This is a genomic window from Nonomuraea sp. CA-218870 (assembly GCF_050936535.1).
GTDB lineage: Bacteria > Actinomycetota > Actinomycetes > Streptosporangiales > Streptosporangiaceae > Nonomuraea > Nonomuraea corallina.
Genome location: NZ_JBNJMN010000001.1, coordinates 5,199,495 through 5,216,249, shown reverse-complemented (window position 1 = coordinate 5,216,249; position 16,755 = coordinate 5,199,495). Strand labels below are relative to the sequence as shown.

General features: G+C 73.7%; 14 protein-coding genes. 9 read left to right on the top strand and 5 right to left on the bottom strand.

Annotated features, from left to right (window positions below):
* The first annotated feature begins 9 nt into the window (after window positions 1-9).
* From ACQEUU_RS25065 to ACQEUU_RS25055, 3 genes are read left to right on the top strand one after another with little or no spacing between them, the layout of a single operon-like run.
* Entirely contained in the window at window positions 10-1,341 is a 1,332-nt protein-coding gene (locus tag ACQEUU_RS25065) for a purine-cytosine permease family protein (protein WP_433070121.1), read from the top strand.
* Window positions 1,338-2,963: a hydantoinase/oxoprolinase N-terminal domain-containing protein gene (locus ACQEUU_RS25060; protein WP_433070118.1), complete on the top strand. Its 1,626-nt coding sequence runs from the start codon at window positions 1,338-1,340 to the stop codon at window positions 2,961-2,963. Before ACQEUU_RS25065 ends, ACQEUU_RS25060 begins: the two co-directional genes overlap by 4 nt.
* Window positions 2,948-4,054: a DUF917 domain-containing protein gene (locus ACQEUU_RS25055; protein WP_433070116.1), complete on the top strand. Its 1,107-nt coding sequence runs from the start codon at window positions 2,948-2,950 to the stop codon at window positions 4,052-4,054. Before ACQEUU_RS25060 ends, ACQEUU_RS25055 begins: the two co-directional genes overlap by 16 nt.
* 53 nt (window positions 4,055-4,107) lie before the next feature.
* Here the strand turns inward: ACQEUU_RS25055 and ACQEUU_RS25050 are convergent, their stop codons facing one another.
* On the bottom strand, window positions 4,108-6,150 hold the full coding sequence (locus ACQEUU_RS25050) for a prolyl oligopeptidase family serine peptidase (protein WP_433070114.1): 2,043 nt from the start codon (window positions 6,148-6,150) through the stop codon (window positions 4,108-4,110).
* 129 nt (window positions 6,151-6,279) lie between these two features.
* Between ACQEUU_RS25050 and ACQEUU_RS25045 the strand changes: the two genes are divergently transcribed.
* Window positions 6,280-6,636 carry a PRC-barrel domain-containing protein gene (locus ACQEUU_RS25045; protein ID WP_433070111.1) on the top strand — a complete coding sequence of 119 codons (357 nt, stop codon included), beginning with the start codon at window positions 6,280-6,282 and terminating at the stop codon, window positions 6,634-6,636.
* A gap of 11 nt (window positions 6,637-6,647) precedes the next feature.
* Here ACQEUU_RS25045 and ACQEUU_RS25040 read toward each other — a convergent pair whose 3' ends face one another.
* Both ACQEUU_RS25040 and ACQEUU_RS25035 read right to left on the bottom strand, forming a co-directional pair.
* Window positions 6,648-8,501: a S9 family peptidase gene (locus ACQEUU_RS25040; protein WP_433071978.1), complete on the bottom strand. Its 1,854-nt coding sequence runs from the start codon at window positions 8,499-8,501 to the stop codon at window positions 6,648-6,650.
* Window positions 8,501-10,288, bottom strand: a complete 1,788-nt coding sequence (locus tag ACQEUU_RS25035) for an N-acetylglutaminylglutamine amidotransferase (RefSeq protein WP_433070108.1) — start codon at window positions 10,286-10,288, stop codon at window positions 8,501-8,503. The genes ACQEUU_RS25040 and ACQEUU_RS25035 overlap by 1 nt, the downstream gene beginning before the upstream one ends.
* A gap of 310 nt (window positions 10,289-10,598) precedes the next feature.
* Here ACQEUU_RS25035 and ACQEUU_RS25030 point away from each other — a divergent pair, with 310 nt between their 5' ends.
* From ACQEUU_RS25030 to ACQEUU_RS25015, 4 genes are all read left to right on the top strand, one after another.
* Window positions 10,599-11,261, top strand: a complete 663-nt coding sequence (locus ACQEUU_RS25030; RefSeq protein WP_433070106.1) for a universal stress protein — start codon at window positions 10,599-10,601, stop codon at window positions 11,259-11,261.
* A gap of 12 nt (window positions 11,262-11,273) precedes the next feature.
* A complete protein-coding gene (locus tag ACQEUU_RS25025; protein ID WP_433070104.1) occupies window positions 11,274-11,798 on the top strand; it encodes a hypothetical protein in 525 nt (174 codons plus the stop codon).
* 80 nt (window positions 11,799-11,878) lie between these two features.
* Window positions 11,879-12,094 carry a PLD nuclease N-terminal domain-containing protein gene (locus tag ACQEUU_RS25020; protein ID WP_433070102.1) on the top strand — a complete coding sequence of 72 codons (216 nt, stop codon included), beginning with the start codon at window positions 11,879-11,881 and terminating at the stop codon, window positions 12,092-12,094.
* A 230-nt stretch (window positions 12,095-12,324) separates the two neighbouring features.
* Window positions 12,325-13,170, top strand: coding sequence for a universal stress protein (locus tag ACQEUU_RS25015; RefSeq protein WP_433070100.1), 846 nt, complete (start codon window positions 12,325-12,327; stop codon window positions 13,168-13,170).
* Between the two features lie 29 nt (window positions 13,171-13,199).
* On the opposite strand, the gene ACQEUU_RS25010 is transcribed toward ACQEUU_RS25015, so the two are convergent.
* A complete protein-coding gene (locus ACQEUU_RS25010) occupies window positions 13,200-13,772 on the bottom strand; it encodes a TetR/AcrR family transcriptional regulator (RefSeq protein ID WP_433070097.1) in 573 nt (190 codons plus the stop codon).
* 90 nt (window positions 13,773-13,862) lie between these two features.
* On the opposite strand from ACQEUU_RS25010, the gene ACQEUU_RS25005 reads away from it, so the two are divergent.
* Window positions 13,863-15,248, top strand: a complete 1,386-nt coding sequence (locus ACQEUU_RS25005; RefSeq protein ID WP_433070094.1) for an MFS transporter — start codon at window positions 13,863-13,865, stop codon at window positions 15,246-15,248.
* A gap of 79 nt (window positions 15,249-15,327) precedes the next feature.
* On the opposite strand, the gene nhaA is transcribed toward ACQEUU_RS25005, so the two are convergent.
* Window positions 15,328-16,647: a Na+/H+ antiporter NhaA gene (gene nhaA / locus ACQEUU_RS25000; protein WP_433070091.1), complete on the bottom strand. Its 1,320-nt coding sequence runs from the start codon at window positions 16,645-16,647 to the stop codon at window positions 15,328-15,330.
* Between the last annotated feature and the right edge of the window lie 108 nt (window positions 16,648-16,755).

Genomic DNA, 16,755 nt, shown 5'->3' with positions numbered 1-16,755 from the left:
GGACGAACGATGGCGCAACCCCCCGCTTCCGTCGGCTTACCTGATGACACCGGACTCGCTCGCGACGACTACGCGCTCGAACGCGTCCCGACCTCCGCCCGCTACGGCTGGACCACCATCGCCGTCCAGCGGTTCGGCCTGCTGTCGGCGCTGTCGCAGTTCCTGCTCGGCGCCACCCTCGGCATGGGCATGACCTTCTGGCAGGCAGTCCTCGCCGTCACCCTGGGCGCCGCCATCCTCGAGGTCGTCGCCATCGCGCTGGGCATCGCCGGCATGCGCGAGGGCCTGTCCACCAGCCTGCTGGCCCGCTGGGCCGGGTTCGGGCGGTACGGCTCCGGCCTGGTCGGCCTGGTGATCGCGATCTGCCTGCTGGGCTGGTTCGGCGTGCAGACCGCCGTGCTCGCCCAGGGCGTCTCCTCCCTGCTCGGCGGCTCGCCGGCGTGGATCTGGGCCATCGCCGGCGGCCTGGCGATCACCGCGATCGTCGTGCACGGCTTCGCCGGCATGGCCTGGACCGCCTGGATCACCGTCCCGGCCTTCCTGGCGCTGGCGGGCTGGGCCATCGGCGTGGAGCTGGCGCAGCGGCCGCTCGGCGAGCTGATCGCCTCCCAGCCGGCGGGTCCGGCGATGAGCCTGGCCCAGGGCGCCACCCTGGTCGCCGGCGGGTTCATCGTCGGCGCCGTGATCTCGCCCGACATGTGCCGGTTCAACCGCAACGCCGCCGACGTGGTCAAGCAGACCGTCCTCGGCATCTCCCTCGGCGAGTACGTCCTGGCCCTGGTCGGCGTCCTGCTCGCGCACGCCCTGCGCACCGGCGACGTCGTCACCATCGTCACCACCACCTCCGGCACCCTCGGCGTGCTCGTCCTGATCACCGCCACCGCGAAGGTCAACGACTGGAACCTCTACGCCGCCAGCCTGGGCGTCACCAACACCCTGCACACCGCCTTCGGCCTGCGGGCCGGCCGCGCCGCCGTGACCGTGGTCCTCGGCGTCGTCGGCACCGCGCTGGCCGCCCTCGGCATGGCCGACCACCTGGTGGACTTCCTGGTCCTGCTCGGGGTGGCCATCCCGCCCATCGCGGGCATCATGGTCGCCGAGTACTACGTCGTGCGCACCTGGCGCGCCGACCTCGACGCCTCCCGCGAACGCGGCGAACTGCCCGCCCACGCGCCCGCGTGGATCCCGGCCGCGCTGGTCGTCTGGGTCGCCGCCGCCCTCATCGGCCACTTCGTCACCTGGGGCATCCCGGCGCTCAACGCCCTGATGGCGGCCTTCGTCCTGTACGCGGTCGCCGGCAGGCTCGGCCTGACCGGTACGGCCCGGCCCTCGACGCCATGACCCGTACCCCCGGACAGGAGCACCAGACCGTGCGCATCGGGATCGACGTGGGCGGCACCCACACCGACGCCGTCCTCCTCGACCAGGGCATGAACGTGGTGGCCGAGATCAAGACGGCGACGACGGCCGACGTCACCGGCGGCATCGTGACCGCGCTGTCGACGCTGCTGGAGCGCAGCCGCCTCGACCGCGGCCGGGTGTCGGCCGTCATGATCGGCACCACCCACTTCACCAACGCCCTCGTCACCCGCAGCCGCCTGGCCCGCACCGGGGTCGTGCGGCTCGCCCTGCCCGCCGCCGCCGCGCTGCCGCCCACCACCGCCTGGCCCGCCGAGCTGGTCGACGCCGTCCGCCCGCTGGTGCGGATGTGCCACGGCGGCCACGAGTTCGACGGCCGGCCCATCTCCCCGCTCGACCCCGGCGAGCTCAGACGGGTCGCCGCCGACCTGGCCGCCCACGACATCACCACCGTGGCGATCAGCTCCGTCTTCTCCCCGGTCACCGCCGAGGCCGAGCTGGCCGCCGCCGACATCCTGCGCGCCGAACTGCCCCACCTGCGCGTCAGCCTCTCCCACCAGATCGGCCGCATCCGCATGCTGGAACGGGAGAACGCCACCATCGTCAACGCCTGCCTGCTGGACCTGGCAGACGAGATCGTCGACGCCTTCGCCGCCGCGCTGCGCACCGTCGGGGTCCGCGCCCCGCTGTTCCTGTCGCAGAACGACGGCACCCTCATGGACGCCGAGTACACCCGCAGGTACCCCGTCAGGACGTTCGCCAGCGGCCCCACCAACAGCATGCGCGGGGCGGCGTTCCTGGCGGGGCTGGCCGACGCCGCGGTGGTCGACATCGGCGGCACCACCACCGACGTCGGCGTGCTGACCGGCGGCTACCCTCGCCAGGCCGGCACCGACGTGGACCTCGCGGGCGTGCGCACCAACTTCCGCATGCCGGACGTGATCTCCATCGGCCTGGGCGGCGGCAGCCGCGTCACCCCGGGGCCGGACGTGCGGGTCGGCCCGTCCTCGGTCGGCTACCGGCTGACCGAGGAGGCACTGGTCTTCGGCGGCCGGACCCTGACCGCCACCGACCTGGCCGTCGCCGCCGGGCTGGCCGACCTCGGCGACCGCTCGCTGGTCCGCCATCTCGACCGCGACCTCGTCAGGAGGGGCACGGAGTGGATGGCCGAGCGGGTGGCCGGCCTGGTCGACCAGATGCGGCTGACCGCCGACCCGCTGCCCGTCGTCATCGTCGGCGGCGGCGGCATCCTCATGCCCGCCGAGCTGCCCGGCGTGCCCGAGGTCCGCATCCCCGGCCACCACGGCGTCGCCAACGCCATCGGCGCCGCCATCGGGCAGATCGGCGGCGAGGTGGACCGGTTGTTCCTCATCGGCTCCCAGCAGAGCCGCGACGACGTCCTGGACCAGGCCCGCGCCGAGGCGACCGACCTGGCCGTCTCGGCGGGGGCGGTGCCGTCCAGCGTCGAGATCGTCCACGTCGACGAGATCCACGTCAACTACCTGCCGGGCAACGCCGTCCGCGTCATCGTGCGCGCCGTCGGCGACCTGGACCTCGGCCGCGCCCGCACCCCGGAGGAGGCTCCGCAATGGGCTACGACCTGACCCTGCGCGACCTGCACGACCTGGCCGAGGGCGCCGCGGTGCTGGGCACCGGCGGCGGCGGCGACCCGTACATCGGCCGGCTCCTGGTCGAACGGGAGCTGGCCGCCGGCCGCCGCGTGCACATCATCGGCGCGAGCGAGCTGCCCGGCGGCGCGCTCGTGCTGCCCTCCTCGATGATGGGGGCCCCGACGGTGTTCGTGGAGAAGCTGCCCTCAGGCGGCGGCAACGTGGCCGCCTTCCGCGCCCTGGAGGAGCACCTGGGCCGCCGGGCGCACGCCGTCATGCCGACCGAGTGCGGCGGGCTCAACAGCATGATCCCGCTGATGCTCGGCGCCCAGCTCGGCCTGCCCGTCGTCGACGCCGACGGCATGGGCCGCGCCTTCCCCGAACTGCAGATGCAGACCTTCGGCGTGCTCGGCGTGTCCGGCTCGCCCATGGCCATCGCCTCCGACCACGGCGACGTCTGCGTCATCACCGCCGGCGACAACAAACGCATGGAACAGCTCGCCCGCGCGCTGACCATCCAGATGGGCGGCGCCTCCTACATCAGCGACTACCCGATGGACACCGCCGAGGTCCGGCGCACCTCCGTGCACGGCACGCTGTCGCTCTGCCGCGACATCGGCCGCACCCTGCGCGAGGCCCGCGCCGCCCACGCCGACCCCTTCGACGCGCTCACCGCCATGCTCGCCGGCACCCCCTACAGCCTGGGCGTGGTGCTGTTCCGCGGCAAGGTCGCCGACGTCGAGCGCCGCACCGTCGACGGCTTCGCCCGGGGCAGGGCCCTGCTGCGGGCGATCGACTCCGACGACGTCCTGGAGCTCACCTTCCAGAACGAGCACCTCGTCGCCCGCCGCGACAGCCGGGTGGTCGCCATCGTCCCCGACCTCATCTGCACCCTCGCCACCGATACGGGCGCGCCCGTTCCCACCGAGTCGCTCGCCTACGGCCAGCGCCTGACCGTGTACGCCATCTCCACCCCGCCGATCATGCGCACCCCGGACGCGCTGGCCTGCTTCGGCCCCGCCGGCTTCGGCCTGACCGACCCCTACGTCCCGCTGGAGGAGCTGCTGCCCGCCGCCCGTACCTGAGCGTCCGCCGGTCCCCGGACGCCGCGCCGGCGTCCGGGGACCGGCCGGCCTGATCACAGGAGGGCGCGGCGCAGGAAGTCCAGTTCGAGCAGGAGCAGGTTCTCGGCGTCCTCCTCCCGCGAGGTCATGTGCGTGACGCCGGACAGGGGCAGCACGGTGTGGGCACGGCCCGCGGCCAGCAGTGCCGCGGACAGCCTCAGCGTGTGGGCGGCGAAGACGTTGTCGTCCGCCAGGCCGTGCACGAGCATGAGCGGCCGGCGCAGGTTCGGGGCGTCGGCCACGATGGAGCTGCGGTCGTAGGCCTCGGGGTGCTCGCCGGGGTGGCCGAGGTACCTTTCCTGCCAGTGGGTGTCGTACAGGCGGGCGTCGGTGACCGGCGCGCCCGCGACGGCGGCGTGGAAGACCTCGGGGTGGCGCAGGACGGCCGCGGCCGCCAGATAGCCGCCGTACGACCAGCCGCGGATCGCCACCCGGTCCAGGTCCAGGTCGGGGAAGCGGCCGGCGGCGGCGCGCAGCGCGTCGGCCTGGTCCCGCAGCGCCGCGCTCAGCTTGTCGAGGTGGATGGCGCGTTCCCAGGCCGGTCCGCGGCCCGGGGTGCCGCGCCCGTCGACGACCAGCACGGCGAAGCCCTGGTCGGCGAACCACTGGTGCACCGCGTAGTCGTCGAGCCCGCGCAGCACCAGCGCGCCGCCCGGCCCGGCGTACGGGCTGAGCAGGACCGGCAGCCGCCGCGAGCCCGGCACATGCCCGGAGGGGAACATGATCGCGCCGCGCAGCTCCCGTTCGCCCAGCGACATCAGCTCCACCCGGGGGCGCACCACCGGGGTCGCGCCGTTGGAGGCGATCGGGACGGCGGCCCGCCCGTCGCCGGCCGTGACGCGGACCCCGTGCTCGTCCAGCGTGCGGGTGACGACCACGGTCACGCCGCCGCCCCGCGTCCCGGTGTGCACCCCCGGCTCGGAGGTGACCTCGACCAGCCCTTCGGCCCTGGAGTAGCTGAACAGGTGGCGTTCGGTGGGCTCGGCGCAGCACTGGGCGAGCACGGTGTCGCCGTCCACCGCCAGGATCCGCAGCACCTGCAGCCCCGGCGGCGTGACCAGGTCGTCGCCGACCATCAGCCGGCGGGTGTCGTCGCGGTCCACCGTCCAGACCAGCTCGCCGCCCGCCGTGCGGGCGGGGACGCCCGGCACCAGCTCCAGCCAGGCGTCGTCAGTGTCCTCGCGCAGCGGCGTGGTCGCGCCCGTGCCGGGGTCGGCCTCCAGGACGCGGGTGGTGCGCTGGTCGCGGCTCTGCACCAGGATCAGCGGCCGGGGCCCGGTCCACGACACCGCCGCGACGTACTCGAACGCCGCCCGGTCCCAGATCACCTCGGTACGCTCGCCCGCGGGGGTGACGAGCCAGAGCGTCACGTCGGCGTTGTCGGTGCCGGCCGCCGGATAGGCCATGGTCGCGGGCGGCCTCCCCGGGTCGGCGGGATCGGCCAGGTGCCAGGTGCTCACCCGCGAGTCGTCCACCCGCGCCACCAGCAGGCGGGTCCCGTCGGGCGCCCACCAGTAGCCCCGGTGCCGGCCCATCGACTCGGCCGCCACGTGTTCGGGCAGCCCCCACGTCACGCCGGGGCCGTCGGGCGTCAGCAACGGCTCGCCGTCGAGGTGCAGGGCGCCGCCGGACAGGTGGGCGACGTGCTCCCCGGCCGGGTCGAGCCGAGGGTCCGAGCCGGTCGTGCCGAGCGGGGTGACCTCGCCGGTCAGCAGGTCGACGGTGTGGATCGCGCCGTCGAGCGCGTAGACGGCCCTGGTGACGGCGGCGTCTGTGGCGTAGGCGACGATGCCGCCCGCCCGTTCGCGGGTGCGCTCCCTGCGCGCCCGCTCCGCCTGCGGCAGCGTCCCGCCCGACGGGGCGCCGGGGTCCACGAGCAGCCGCTCGCGGCCGGTGTCCACGCACAGCGTCCACAGCCGGTTGACCGGGTCGTCGCCGGCCGGGGACCGCAGGAACACCACCCGGGCGCCGTCCGGGGAGACCGTGAAGTCCCTGGGGACGCCGAGCTTGAACCGGGCCGTACGGGCATGCTGGCGGGGGAGTGAGAGGGGAGGCATGGGTGATCATAGGCACGCCCGGCGAGCCGCCCGCAAGGCGGGCCCGCCCGCATCTCGCCGGCCACCTGTGTGACCTGCGCGGATGCCGGGGTACGGGAAGCGGGTACCCGTCCGGAGGAGGGACCACCCATGTCGATCGAGAACGTATGGGAGTACCGCGAAGAGGCCGGAGTGAGCGAGTCGATCGAACTCGTCGGCTACAAGGTGGAGGCGACCGACGGCCATGTCGGCTCGGTGAGCGCGGAGAACAACGACGTCGGCAACAACTACCTCGTCGTCGACACCGGACCGTGGATCTTCGGCAAGGAGGTCCTGCTGCCCGCCGGCACGGTCTCCCGCATCGACTCCGACCAGCACAAGATCTTCATCAACCGTACCAAGCAGGAGATCAAGGACGCGCCGAGGTTCCACCCGTCCGGTCCCCTGGACGAGGAGCGCCGCGACGAGGTGGGCGGCTACTACGCCCACTTCCCCGGCACCATGTGAGCCGGGGGCGCTCAGGCGTGGAGACGGTCCGCGAGCCAGCCCGCCACCCTGGTGACGAAGGTGATCCTGTTGGCGACCTGCCGGAACTCGTGACCCTCGTCCTCGAAGAGCAGGTGGTCACAGGGCAGGCCGCGGGCCGTGGCCGCGCTGATCAGCTGCTCGGCCTCGTACAGCGGCACGTTGGTGTCCCGCGCACCGTGCACCACCAGCAGGGGAGCGGCCAGCCGGTCCAGGGCGCGCAGCGGTGACAGGGCGCGGAGCAGCTGACGGTCGCTCTCGGGGTGGCCGTACTCGCTGACCGCCGCCGCCGCGATCCAGGGCTCGGTGCGCTCGTAGAAGGTCTCGAAGTCGGCGATGCCGCTCACGACCACGCCGGCGCGGAAGAGAAGCGGGTAGGTGACGAGCGCGGCCAGGGTGAGGTAGCCGCCGTACGACCAGCCCATGCAGGCCAGCCTGGACGGGTGCGCGGCGCCCAGGCGCACCAGCTCGGCCGCGCAGTCGGCCACGTCGTCCACCGCCAGGAAGCGGTTCTCGCGGTCGTCGGCCTGGCGGAAGGCGCGTCCGTACCCGCCGGAGCCGCGCACGTTCGGGGCCAGCACGCCGATCCCGGCCGCGAGCAGGTTCTGGTAGAGCGGGTTGAAGGCGGGCCGCTCCTGGTCCTCAGGGCCGCCGTGCAGGAACAGCGCGTACGGCGCGGGGCCCTGCGCGTGCGGCGGCCGGTAGAGCCAGGCCGCCAGCTCCAGGCCGTCGCGGGCGGGAAAGCGCACCAGTTCGGCCCCGGCCGCGGTGGGCAGCCGGCCCGCGCCCGCGGCCCGCCGGTAGCCGCCCTGGTCCAGCTCGCACAGCAGCACGTGCGAGGGCTCCTGCGGGCTCTCCGCGGCGAGCGCGGCCAGGGTGCCGTCCCAGCTGATCCGGGCCGAGGTGACCACGTCGGCGGGCGGCGGCGGCAGCGGGCGGAGCTCCCCGTTCCGCGTCTCCAGGAGGTCCAGCTCGGAGCGGCCGTGCGCGTTCCACACCAGCAGCGCGCGGCGTCCGTCCGCGCTCAGCGCGAACCGGTCCAGCTCGGCGTCCGGCCGCTCGGCCAGGACGACGGCCTCGGCGCCGCCCCGTACGGCCAGCAGCGCGGCCCGGTTACGGCCAGCGTCCGACACCAGGTACGCGGTGGAGCCGTCGGGGGACAGGGCCCCGTCCTCGGTGGATCCGGGCAGTCCGGGCAGGAGCGGCCGTTCGCCGCTGGGCTCGTGCGCGCCGAGCGCCTCGGAGACCAGGTCGACCGCGTACATGCGGCGCCGGCCCCGCGGTCCCCGCCGCAGCAGCATCCGCGCGTGGTCGCGGCTGATGGCCACCGGCCGCAGCAGCGGGCCGGCTGCGATGACCTGCCGAGCGCCGGTGGCCTCGTCGATGAGCACGGCCCTGGCCATGCCGTCGGACGACGTCTCGGTGACCAGGAGCGTCTCACCCCGGCCCGTCCAGCGGACCAGTGACGCCGAGCCGCTGGCGGGCGCGGCGAGCAGGCGCAGGTCGCCGCCGTGCGGCTGGACGGTCCACACCTGGGTGTGCTCGCCGCCGCCCGGCGCCACGAGCACGGCCAGGTGCGTCCCGGTCGGCGCCCAGCTGACGTCCACGACCGGCTGCGGCCCGGTGTCGACGGCCCACGCCTCGCCGCCGCCCCGCAGCGGCTGGATCCACACCCGGGGCGAGCCGTCCTGGTCGCTGACGAAGGCCACCGCGCTGTCGTCGGGCGCCAGGGCGGGGGACCGGCACGTCCAGGCGGTCAGGCTCGCCGTCGCCGGCAGGTGCGACGGACCGCCCAGCAGGCGTCCGGCCACGGGCGGGCCCGGCGGGTCGGCGGCGATCGGCGGCATCACAGGTGATGAGTCTGCAGCCACAGCTCCAGCAGCCCGAGCTGCCACAGGGTGTTCACCCCGGTCGTCGCCCGGTCGCGCTCGGGGTCGGCGAGCAGCCGGTCCACGTAGTCCTGCCGGAACAGGGCGCGCTCACGGGCCGCCCGGCTGGTCAGCGCGTCGCGTACGAGGTCCAGCAGGGCCCCGTCGACGTGGCGGATGGCCGGCACGGGGAAGTAGCCCTTGGGCCGGTCGATGACGTCGGCCGGCAGCAGCCGCCGGGCGGCGTCCTTGAGCACGCCCTTGCCGCCGTGGGCCAGCTTGAGCTCGGCGGGGCAGGCCGCGGCCAGCTCGACCAGTTCGTGGTCCAGGAACGGGGTGCGCGCCTCCAGTCCGTGAGCCATCGTCATGTTGTCCACCCGCTTGACCGGATCGTCCACCAGCATGGCGGTCGTCTCCAGGCGCAGCACGGCGTCCAGCGCCGTGTCGGCGCCGGGCCTGGCCAGGTGGTCGCGCACGAACGCGCCGCTGACGTCGTGCTCCGGCACGCGGCCGGGCGGCAGGATCGCGGCCAGCTCCTCGTGCGGCCGGTCGAAGAACTCGCGGGCGTAGACGTCGGCGGCCCGCTCCCGCGCCACCCCGGCCAGCGGCGGGAACCAGCCATAGCCGGCGAACACCTCGTCGGCCCCCTGACCCGACTGCACGACCTTGACGTGCCGGGCGACCTCCTGCGAGAGCAGGTAGAAGGCGACGCAGTCGTGGCTGACCATCGGCTCGCTCATGGCCCGCACCGCGTCCTCCAGCCCGTCCAGCAGCCGCGCGTCCGGGATGCGGATGCGGTGGTGGTCGGTGCCGAACCGCTGGGCGATCCGGTCGGAGTAGACGAACTCGTCGCCCTTCTCGCCGCCGGCCGGCTCGAAGCCGATGCTGAACGTGGCCAGCCCGTCCTGCCCCTGCTCGGCCAGCAGCGCCACGATGAGGCTGGAGTCCAGGCCGCCGGACAGCAGCACGCCCACCGGCACGTCGGCCACCATCCTCCTGCGCACCGCCGCGCGCAGCCCGTCCAGGACGGCCTCGCGCCACTCCCCGGCGCTCAGGCCGGCGTGCTCGGGCAGCGCGCCGCGGGTGTACGGCGGATCCCAGTAGCGGTGCCCGGTGCTCGTGCCGTCCGGTTCGATCACCCGTACCGTGGCGGCGGGAAGCTTGCGCACGCCCGCCAGGATCGTGCGCTCACCGGGGACCAGCGAGTGGAAGGTCATGTAGTGGTGCAGCGCCACCGGGTCGATGCCGGTGTCGACCTCGCCCGCGGCCAGCAGGGCCGGGAGCGTGGAGGCGAACCGCAGCCGCCGGCCGTCCTCGGCCACGTACAGCGGCTTGATGCCGAGCCGGTCGCGTCCCAGGACGAGCCGGCCCGTGTCGTGTTCGCACACGGCGAAGGCGAACATGCCCTTGAACCGGGTGACGCACTCGGGACCCCACCGGTGGAAGGCCTTCACCAGGACCTCGGTGTCAGAGGTGGAGGTGAAGCGGTAGCCCGCGGCGCGCAGTTCCTCCCGCAGCTCGCCGTAGTTGTACAGGCAGCCGTTGAACACCACCGTCAGGCCCAGCTCGTCGTCCACCATCGGCTGGGCGGCCTTCTCCGACAGGTCGATGATCTTCAGACGGCGATGGCCCAGCGCGACCGGCCCCGATGACCACAGCCCCGACCCGTCAGGGCCGCGTTCGTGCATCGTGTCGGTCATCCGGCCGACGGCTCCCAGGTCCGCCTCGGCCCCGTCGAAGCGCATCTCTCCGCTCAGTCCACACATCACGGTCTCCTCAGGAAACGGGCCGGGCCGGCGGGAGGCCGGGTGGCGGGCGCCGCGGCTCCGGCACGCCGCCACCGGGTCGCATCCCCGTCCCCTTCCACGGCCATCACCTCCGGCTCATCAGAATCACGCAGGCTGGTCTACTCCCCACAGAGCGGCGTTATGCACCTAAATATCCCCAAACCGGACGTGTTAGGTCCGGGCCTCGACTCCTGAACGGACCAAAGTCCCGGCAGCGCGAGGAGAACGCCCCTGAACGGCCTCGGCCCGCCGGGAGAACGTGAAAGGAGATCGGGAACCGGAGGCGATGATGAACGAGGACGAGCTCGGCGTGGTGGTCGGTTACGACGGTTCGCCGTCGGCGCGGGAGGCCCTGCGCTGGGCCGCCGACGAGGCGGAGAGCAGAGGGCTGCCGCTGACCGTGTGCCATGCGTGGGAGTGGCCGCACCAGGAGTGGCCCGGCGAGCCGGTGCCGCTCGGCCTCGTCCAACGTCCCGCCCAGCGGCTGGTCAAGGCCGCGGCCGCCTGGGTCGCACGCCGCCATCCCCATCTGCCCGTGAACTCGCTGACCGACCGCGGCTCTGCGTCCGATCTCCTGGTCGAGCTGTCCGGGACCGCGGCGTCGATCGTGGTGGGCGCCAGGGGGTACGGCACGCTGCGCGGCATGGCGGCCGGCTCGGTGAGCGGCCAGGTCGCCGCCCACGCCCGCTGCCCGGTGATCGTGATGCGCGGAGACGCCGAGGAACGCGGCGCCCGCGAGGCCCGCCTGCTGGTGGTCCGGGGCGCGCGGGCTGGGCGAGGTCCGCGGCCTGCTTCTCGGCTCCGTCGGCCAGGCCATGGCGCACCGCGCGCCCTGCCCCGTCGCCGTGGTCCACGGGGACCAAGGTCCCGCTGCCGGAGGCCGTACGGCACTGCCGCCAGAACCGCCGACACGATGTGCTTGAGGCGACACAGAGAAGGCGAATCCTTCTGAAAGGGGGCCGACATGGCCGCCACCACCAGCCAGGCCGTCACGGGGACCGCTGCCGCGCACCCGCGCCGCCCCGTCGACTACGTGTGGGCGATCGCCCGCATCTCGCTCGGGTGGATCTTCCTCTGGGCGTTCCTGGACAAGACCTTCGGCTTGGGGTTCGCCACTCCGGCCGAGCGGGCCTGGGTGGCGGGCGGCAGCCCGACGACCGGGTTCCTCAAGGGTACGGGCGAGAACGCGCTGGGTGGCTTCTTCGCGGCCCTGGCCGGTCAGGCGTGGGTGGACTGGTTGTTCATGGCCGGTCTGCTGGGTGTGGGCGCCGCGCTGATCTTGGGGGTGGGCCTGCGGATCGCCGCCGCGGCGGGCACCGTGATGCTGGTGCTGATGTGGGCGGCCGCGCTGCCCCTGACCACCAACCCGTTCATGGACGACCACCTGATCTACTCGATCGTCCTGATCGGCCTCGCCCTGGCGGGCGCCGGCACCACCCTCGGATTGGGCAACCTGCCCATCGTCCAGCGCAACGGCTGGCTCAAGTAGGACGAAGGAACAGCGCCCATCCCGCCAGCGGGGATGGGCGCAGGCCCGTGCGGGCCGGGAGCGGGGAAAGGGGCCGGCACATGCGCTGGAACGAGATGACGAGCAGGCAGCAGGGCATGGTGATGGCGCTGGCGTCGGTGGAGCTCGCGCTGACCGCGACCGCCGCGGTGGACCTCTACCACCGGCCGGAGCGGGAGGTTCGCGGGCGCAAGGGGCTGTGGTGGCTGGGCATCCTGGTCCAGCCTGTCGGCCCCGTCGCCTACCTGCTGTGGGGCCGGCGGGGCGGGAACCGCTAGCCGTCCCCGCCGTGCCGCGACGACGGGCCCGAGGCCGCCTCGGGCGGCCCGTCGTCTTTTTCGCCATGTCCTTCTCCCGCATCCGGGTCAGGCGGCACCGACGGAAGTCCTCAGGGGGACGGCTGGAGAACCCGCAGTTCACGGCCGTTCGGCTCCCGGCGGCCGGGACTTCCGGCCCTGCACATGTCCCCGCGCCTCCGGTGTGATGGAAGGGAACGAAGGAGGACGCCATGATCGTTGTGGGGGTCGACGGTTCCCTGCCGGCGCGTGCCGCCGTGGCCTGGGCCGCAAATGACGCTTTTCGTACGCACCAGCCCATGACGCTGGTCTACGCGGTGGACCGGCAGCCGTACCAGATCGCGAGATTCCCCGACCCGGATCGGCCGGACCAGCTCCGGCGGGCCGGGCAGAAGGCTCTTGACGAGGCGGTGGCCCTGGTCCACGAACGGCAGCCCGAGGTCGAGGTGAAGGCCAGGCTGGCGGAGGGGACGCCCGCGGTGGTCCTTCGCGAGCAGGCCAGGACGGCCGCGGAGGTGGTGGTGGGCAGCCGTGGTCTGGGCAGCGTCGGCGGCGCCCTCCTCGGCTCGGTCAGCGACCAGGTCGCCGGTCACGCCGAGGCCCCGGTCGTGGTGGTGCAGGAAACCCGGCGGCCCACGTACGGGCAGGTCGTGGTCGGCGTGGACGACTCGGCAGAGTGCCGGCCCGCGCTGGCCTACGCCTTCGAGCAGGCGGCCCTGCGCGGCGGCACGCTGCGGGTGGTGCACGCCTGCCGGCCGCCCGTCCAGGCGCTGGGGGCGGGGTTCCCGCTGGACCTGGAGGAGGACCGGGCCGCCCGGGAGGAGATGGTGCAGGCGCTGCTGAAGCCCTTCGTCCAGAAGCATCCGGACGTGACCGTGATCCGGGACTTCCCGCGCAAGGAAGCGGTCGAGGCGCTCGTCGCGGTGTCGGAGGAGACCGACCTGCTGGTGGTGGGCTCCCACGGGCGCGGCGCGATGAGCTCGGCGCTGCTGGGCTCGGTCAGCAGGGGCGTGCTGCACCGCGCGCGCTGCACGGTCGCCGTCGTCCGCGCGGGGTGACCTCCCCCCGCTCCCGGCCGGCGTGCGCTTCAGCCGGTCAGCACCGAGCGCACTGACCTGGTCACCACGTCCGCGGCCTCGTGCGGGGCCAGGCGTCCGGCCCGTAGCTCGGCCGCCGCGCCGTGCAGGATGTACTGGACCACGCTGACCAGCCACCCGGTGGGCAGGTCGGCGCGGAAGACGCCCTGGTCCTGACCGCGCCGGACGAGTTCGGTCATGCGCCGCACCGGCTTGTCGTGCAGGTCCCGGATCCGGCCGGGCGGGAGCACTTCCTCGGCCGCGGCGAGCAGGGCCGCGGACTCGGCCACGATCTGCCAGCTCGACGCCAGCAGGCGCGTCATCGCCTCGTCCGCGTCCCCGGCCAGGTCGATGGCCGCCAGGGTCTCGTCACCGGCTCTCAGCGCGTCGACGAGCGCCGCGTCGACGAGCTCGGCCCGGGTGCCGAAGTGCCCGTACAGCGTCATCCGTCCCACGCCGGCGGCCTTGGCGATGTCGTCCGTCTTGGCGTGCGGATCGGAGCTCAGCAGGGTGCGGGCGGCGGACACGATGCGGGCGATGCTGCGCTCGGCATCGGCCCGGCGCCTGGGGCGCGGCTCAACCATGCCGGAAACTCTAACGCGTACGCCTGTATACGAGTTATAGTCAGGGCAAAGCTCGTATATAGACGTACGAGTTACCGGCATGGAGACCTCATGAACCCACCACCCGCCCACCCCGCGCGCTGGCGCGTCCTCGGCCTCCTCGGGGTGGCGCAGCTCATGCTGATCCTCGACGTCACCGTCGTCGCCATCGCCCTGCCCCACATCGAGACGGACCTCGGGCTCAGCCGCGAAGCGCTGACCTGGACCGTCAGCGCCTACACGCTCACCTTCGGCGGGCTCATGCTGCTCGGCGGGCGGATCGCCGACCTGGCGGGCGCCAAGCCCGTCATGCTCACCGGACTCCTCGTCTTCACCGGGGCGTCCCTGGCCGCCGGGCTGGCGGAGACCGCGGCCATGCTCGTGGGCGCCCGCATCGCGCAGGGTGTCGGCGCCGCCCTGCTGTCACCGTCGGCGCTCTCGCTGGTGGTGGCCCTGTTCGACGGCGAGGAACGGAACAAGGCCCTGGGCGTCTGGTCCGCTCTCGGCGGCGGCGGAGCCGCTCTCGGCGTGCTGCTCGGCGGCCTGCTGACCGCGGGACCCGGATGGTCGTGGGTCTTCTACGTCAACGTGCCCATCGGGGTGGCGATCGCCGCGGTGCTCGCCGTGATCGTGCCGAAGCCGCTGCCCTGGGCGGCCGGACGGCCGCGGGTCGACCTCCTCGGCGCGTTCCTGGTGACGGCCTCCACCGCGTCGTTGATCTACGCCCTGATCGCCGCCGGAGAGGGAGGCTGGCTCACCTCACGCACCGGCTGGCTCGTCCTGGCCGCCGTGGTGGGTTACGTCCTGTTCGTGGGGTGGCAGCGGCGGGCGCGGTCTCCTCTGATGGACGTCCGGCTGCTCGTGCGGCGGCCCGTGGCGACGGGCGCGTTCCTGATCCTGATGGCGACGGCTCTGATGATCGCGGTGTTCTTCCTCGGCACCTTCTACTTCCAGCAGGCCCAGGGATACGGCGCGTTGCACACCGGCCTGCTGTTCCTCCCCGTGGCGGTGGCAACGATGCTCGGGGCCAACCTGACCGGCCGCGTCATCGGCCGCTGGGGCGGCCGGGCTCCGGCCGTCGCCGGCCTGGCGGTGGCGGCGCTCGGCCTGGCCGTGCCCGCCGTGTCGATGCGTCCCGCCGTCGTCGTGGTCGGCGTGTCCATCGCGGCGGCGGGCACCGGTGCGCTGTTCGTCGTCGCCTCGGCGACCGCGCTGGGCCAGGTGGCGCCGCAGGAGGCCGGCATCGCCTCCGGGATCGTGAGCACCTTCCACGAGTTCGGCGCCTCCCTGGGCGCCGCGGTCGTCTCCAGCGTCGCCGCCGCGAGCCTGACCGGGAACACGCTGAGCGGGTTCGCCGGCGGGTTCACCGTGGCCGCCGCGGCGGCGGCGGCCGGCGTCGCCGTCGCAGCCCTGGTGACGCCCGGCCGGTCGAGGCAGGAGGATCCGGTGCCCTCCTGACCGGCGCTTAGGTGACAGTCCTCTCAGCGGTGTCCACGACGGCGCCGCTGAGAAGACGCGCCGCCGCCCACCGGCGGTCTCATCCGCCGGCCGGTTCCGTCCGGGGGTGCTCATAGACGTCCGGCACGCCGTCCCGGTCGAGGTCGGCGGTCTCCAGCTCGTGGATGCGCCGGTAGGCGCGGTTGCGCAGGCGCAGGATCACCGCCGCCAGGAGCGCCGCGGTCACCGAGCCCGTGAGCACCGCCACCTTGACGTGGTCGTCGGCGCCCGGGAAGGCCAGCTCGCCGATCAGCAGCGAGACGGTGAACCCGATCCCGGCCAGCATCGACAGTCCCAGCATGTCCACCCAGGCCAGGTCCTCGTCCAGGTCGGCGTGGGTGAAACGGGCCATGAGCCAGGTCGCCGCCATGATCCCGAGCGGCTTGCCCACCACCAGGCCCGCCACGACGCCCAGCACGATCGGATCACGCAGGGCGCTCGTCAGGCCGTCCAGCCCGCCGAGGGCCACTCCCGCCGAGAAGAACGCGAACACCGGCACCGCCACTCCGGCCGAGATGGGACGGAAACGGTGCTCGAAGTGCTCGGCCAGGCCGGGCCCGGTGTCCGGGCCGTCGTTCCGCTCGTTCCGCAGGACGGGCACGGCGAAGGCCAGCAGCACGCCGGCGACGGTGGCGTGCACCCCGGAGGCATGCACCAGCGTCCACGTGGCGGCGGCCAGCGGGAGCAGCAGCCACCATGAGCGCACCCGGCGCTGCACCAGCACGGTGAAGATCGCCAGCGGCACCAGAGCCGCCAGCAGCGGGAGCGGCGACAGGTCCGCGGTGTAGAACAGCGCGATGATGACGATGGCCACCAGGTCGTCGACCACGGCGAGCGTGAGCAGGAAGGTGCGCAGCGCCGTGGGCAGGAAACGGCCGATGACCGCCAGCACCGCCAGGGCGAAGGCGATGTCGGTGGCGGTGGGGATCGCCCACCCGCGGGCCGCGCCCTCCACGCCCCGGGAGAGCAGCAGGTACAGCAGCGCCGGGACGATCACCCCGCCCAGCGCGGCCGCGATCGGCACCGCGGCCCGCCGGACGGTGCGCAGGTCACCTGCGACGAACTCGCGCTTGAGCTCCAGCCCGGCGACGAAGAAGAAGATCGCCAGCAGGCCGTCAGCGGCCCAGCTCGCCAGGCTCAGGTTCAGATGGAGAGCCTCGGGCCCGAACCGGATGTCGCGCAGCGTCTCGTAGAAGCCGGCCCAGGGGGAGTTGGCCCAGATCAGCGCCACTACCGCTCCGACCAGCAGCAACGCTCCGCCGACGGTTTCCTTGCGGAGGATGGCGCCGATCCTGAGCGTCTCGCTCCAGGAACCGCGGCCGAGCAGGGCAGGACGACGGGACGGCGCGGGGCTGGTCATGACGGCGCTCCAGGCTTTCGGGTACGAGACCGGACATTGCCGACCAGACTTCCCGGCGCACCACCCGCCACCTTACCCACTGCCAGGCGGCTTCCCCTCACCGGGGCC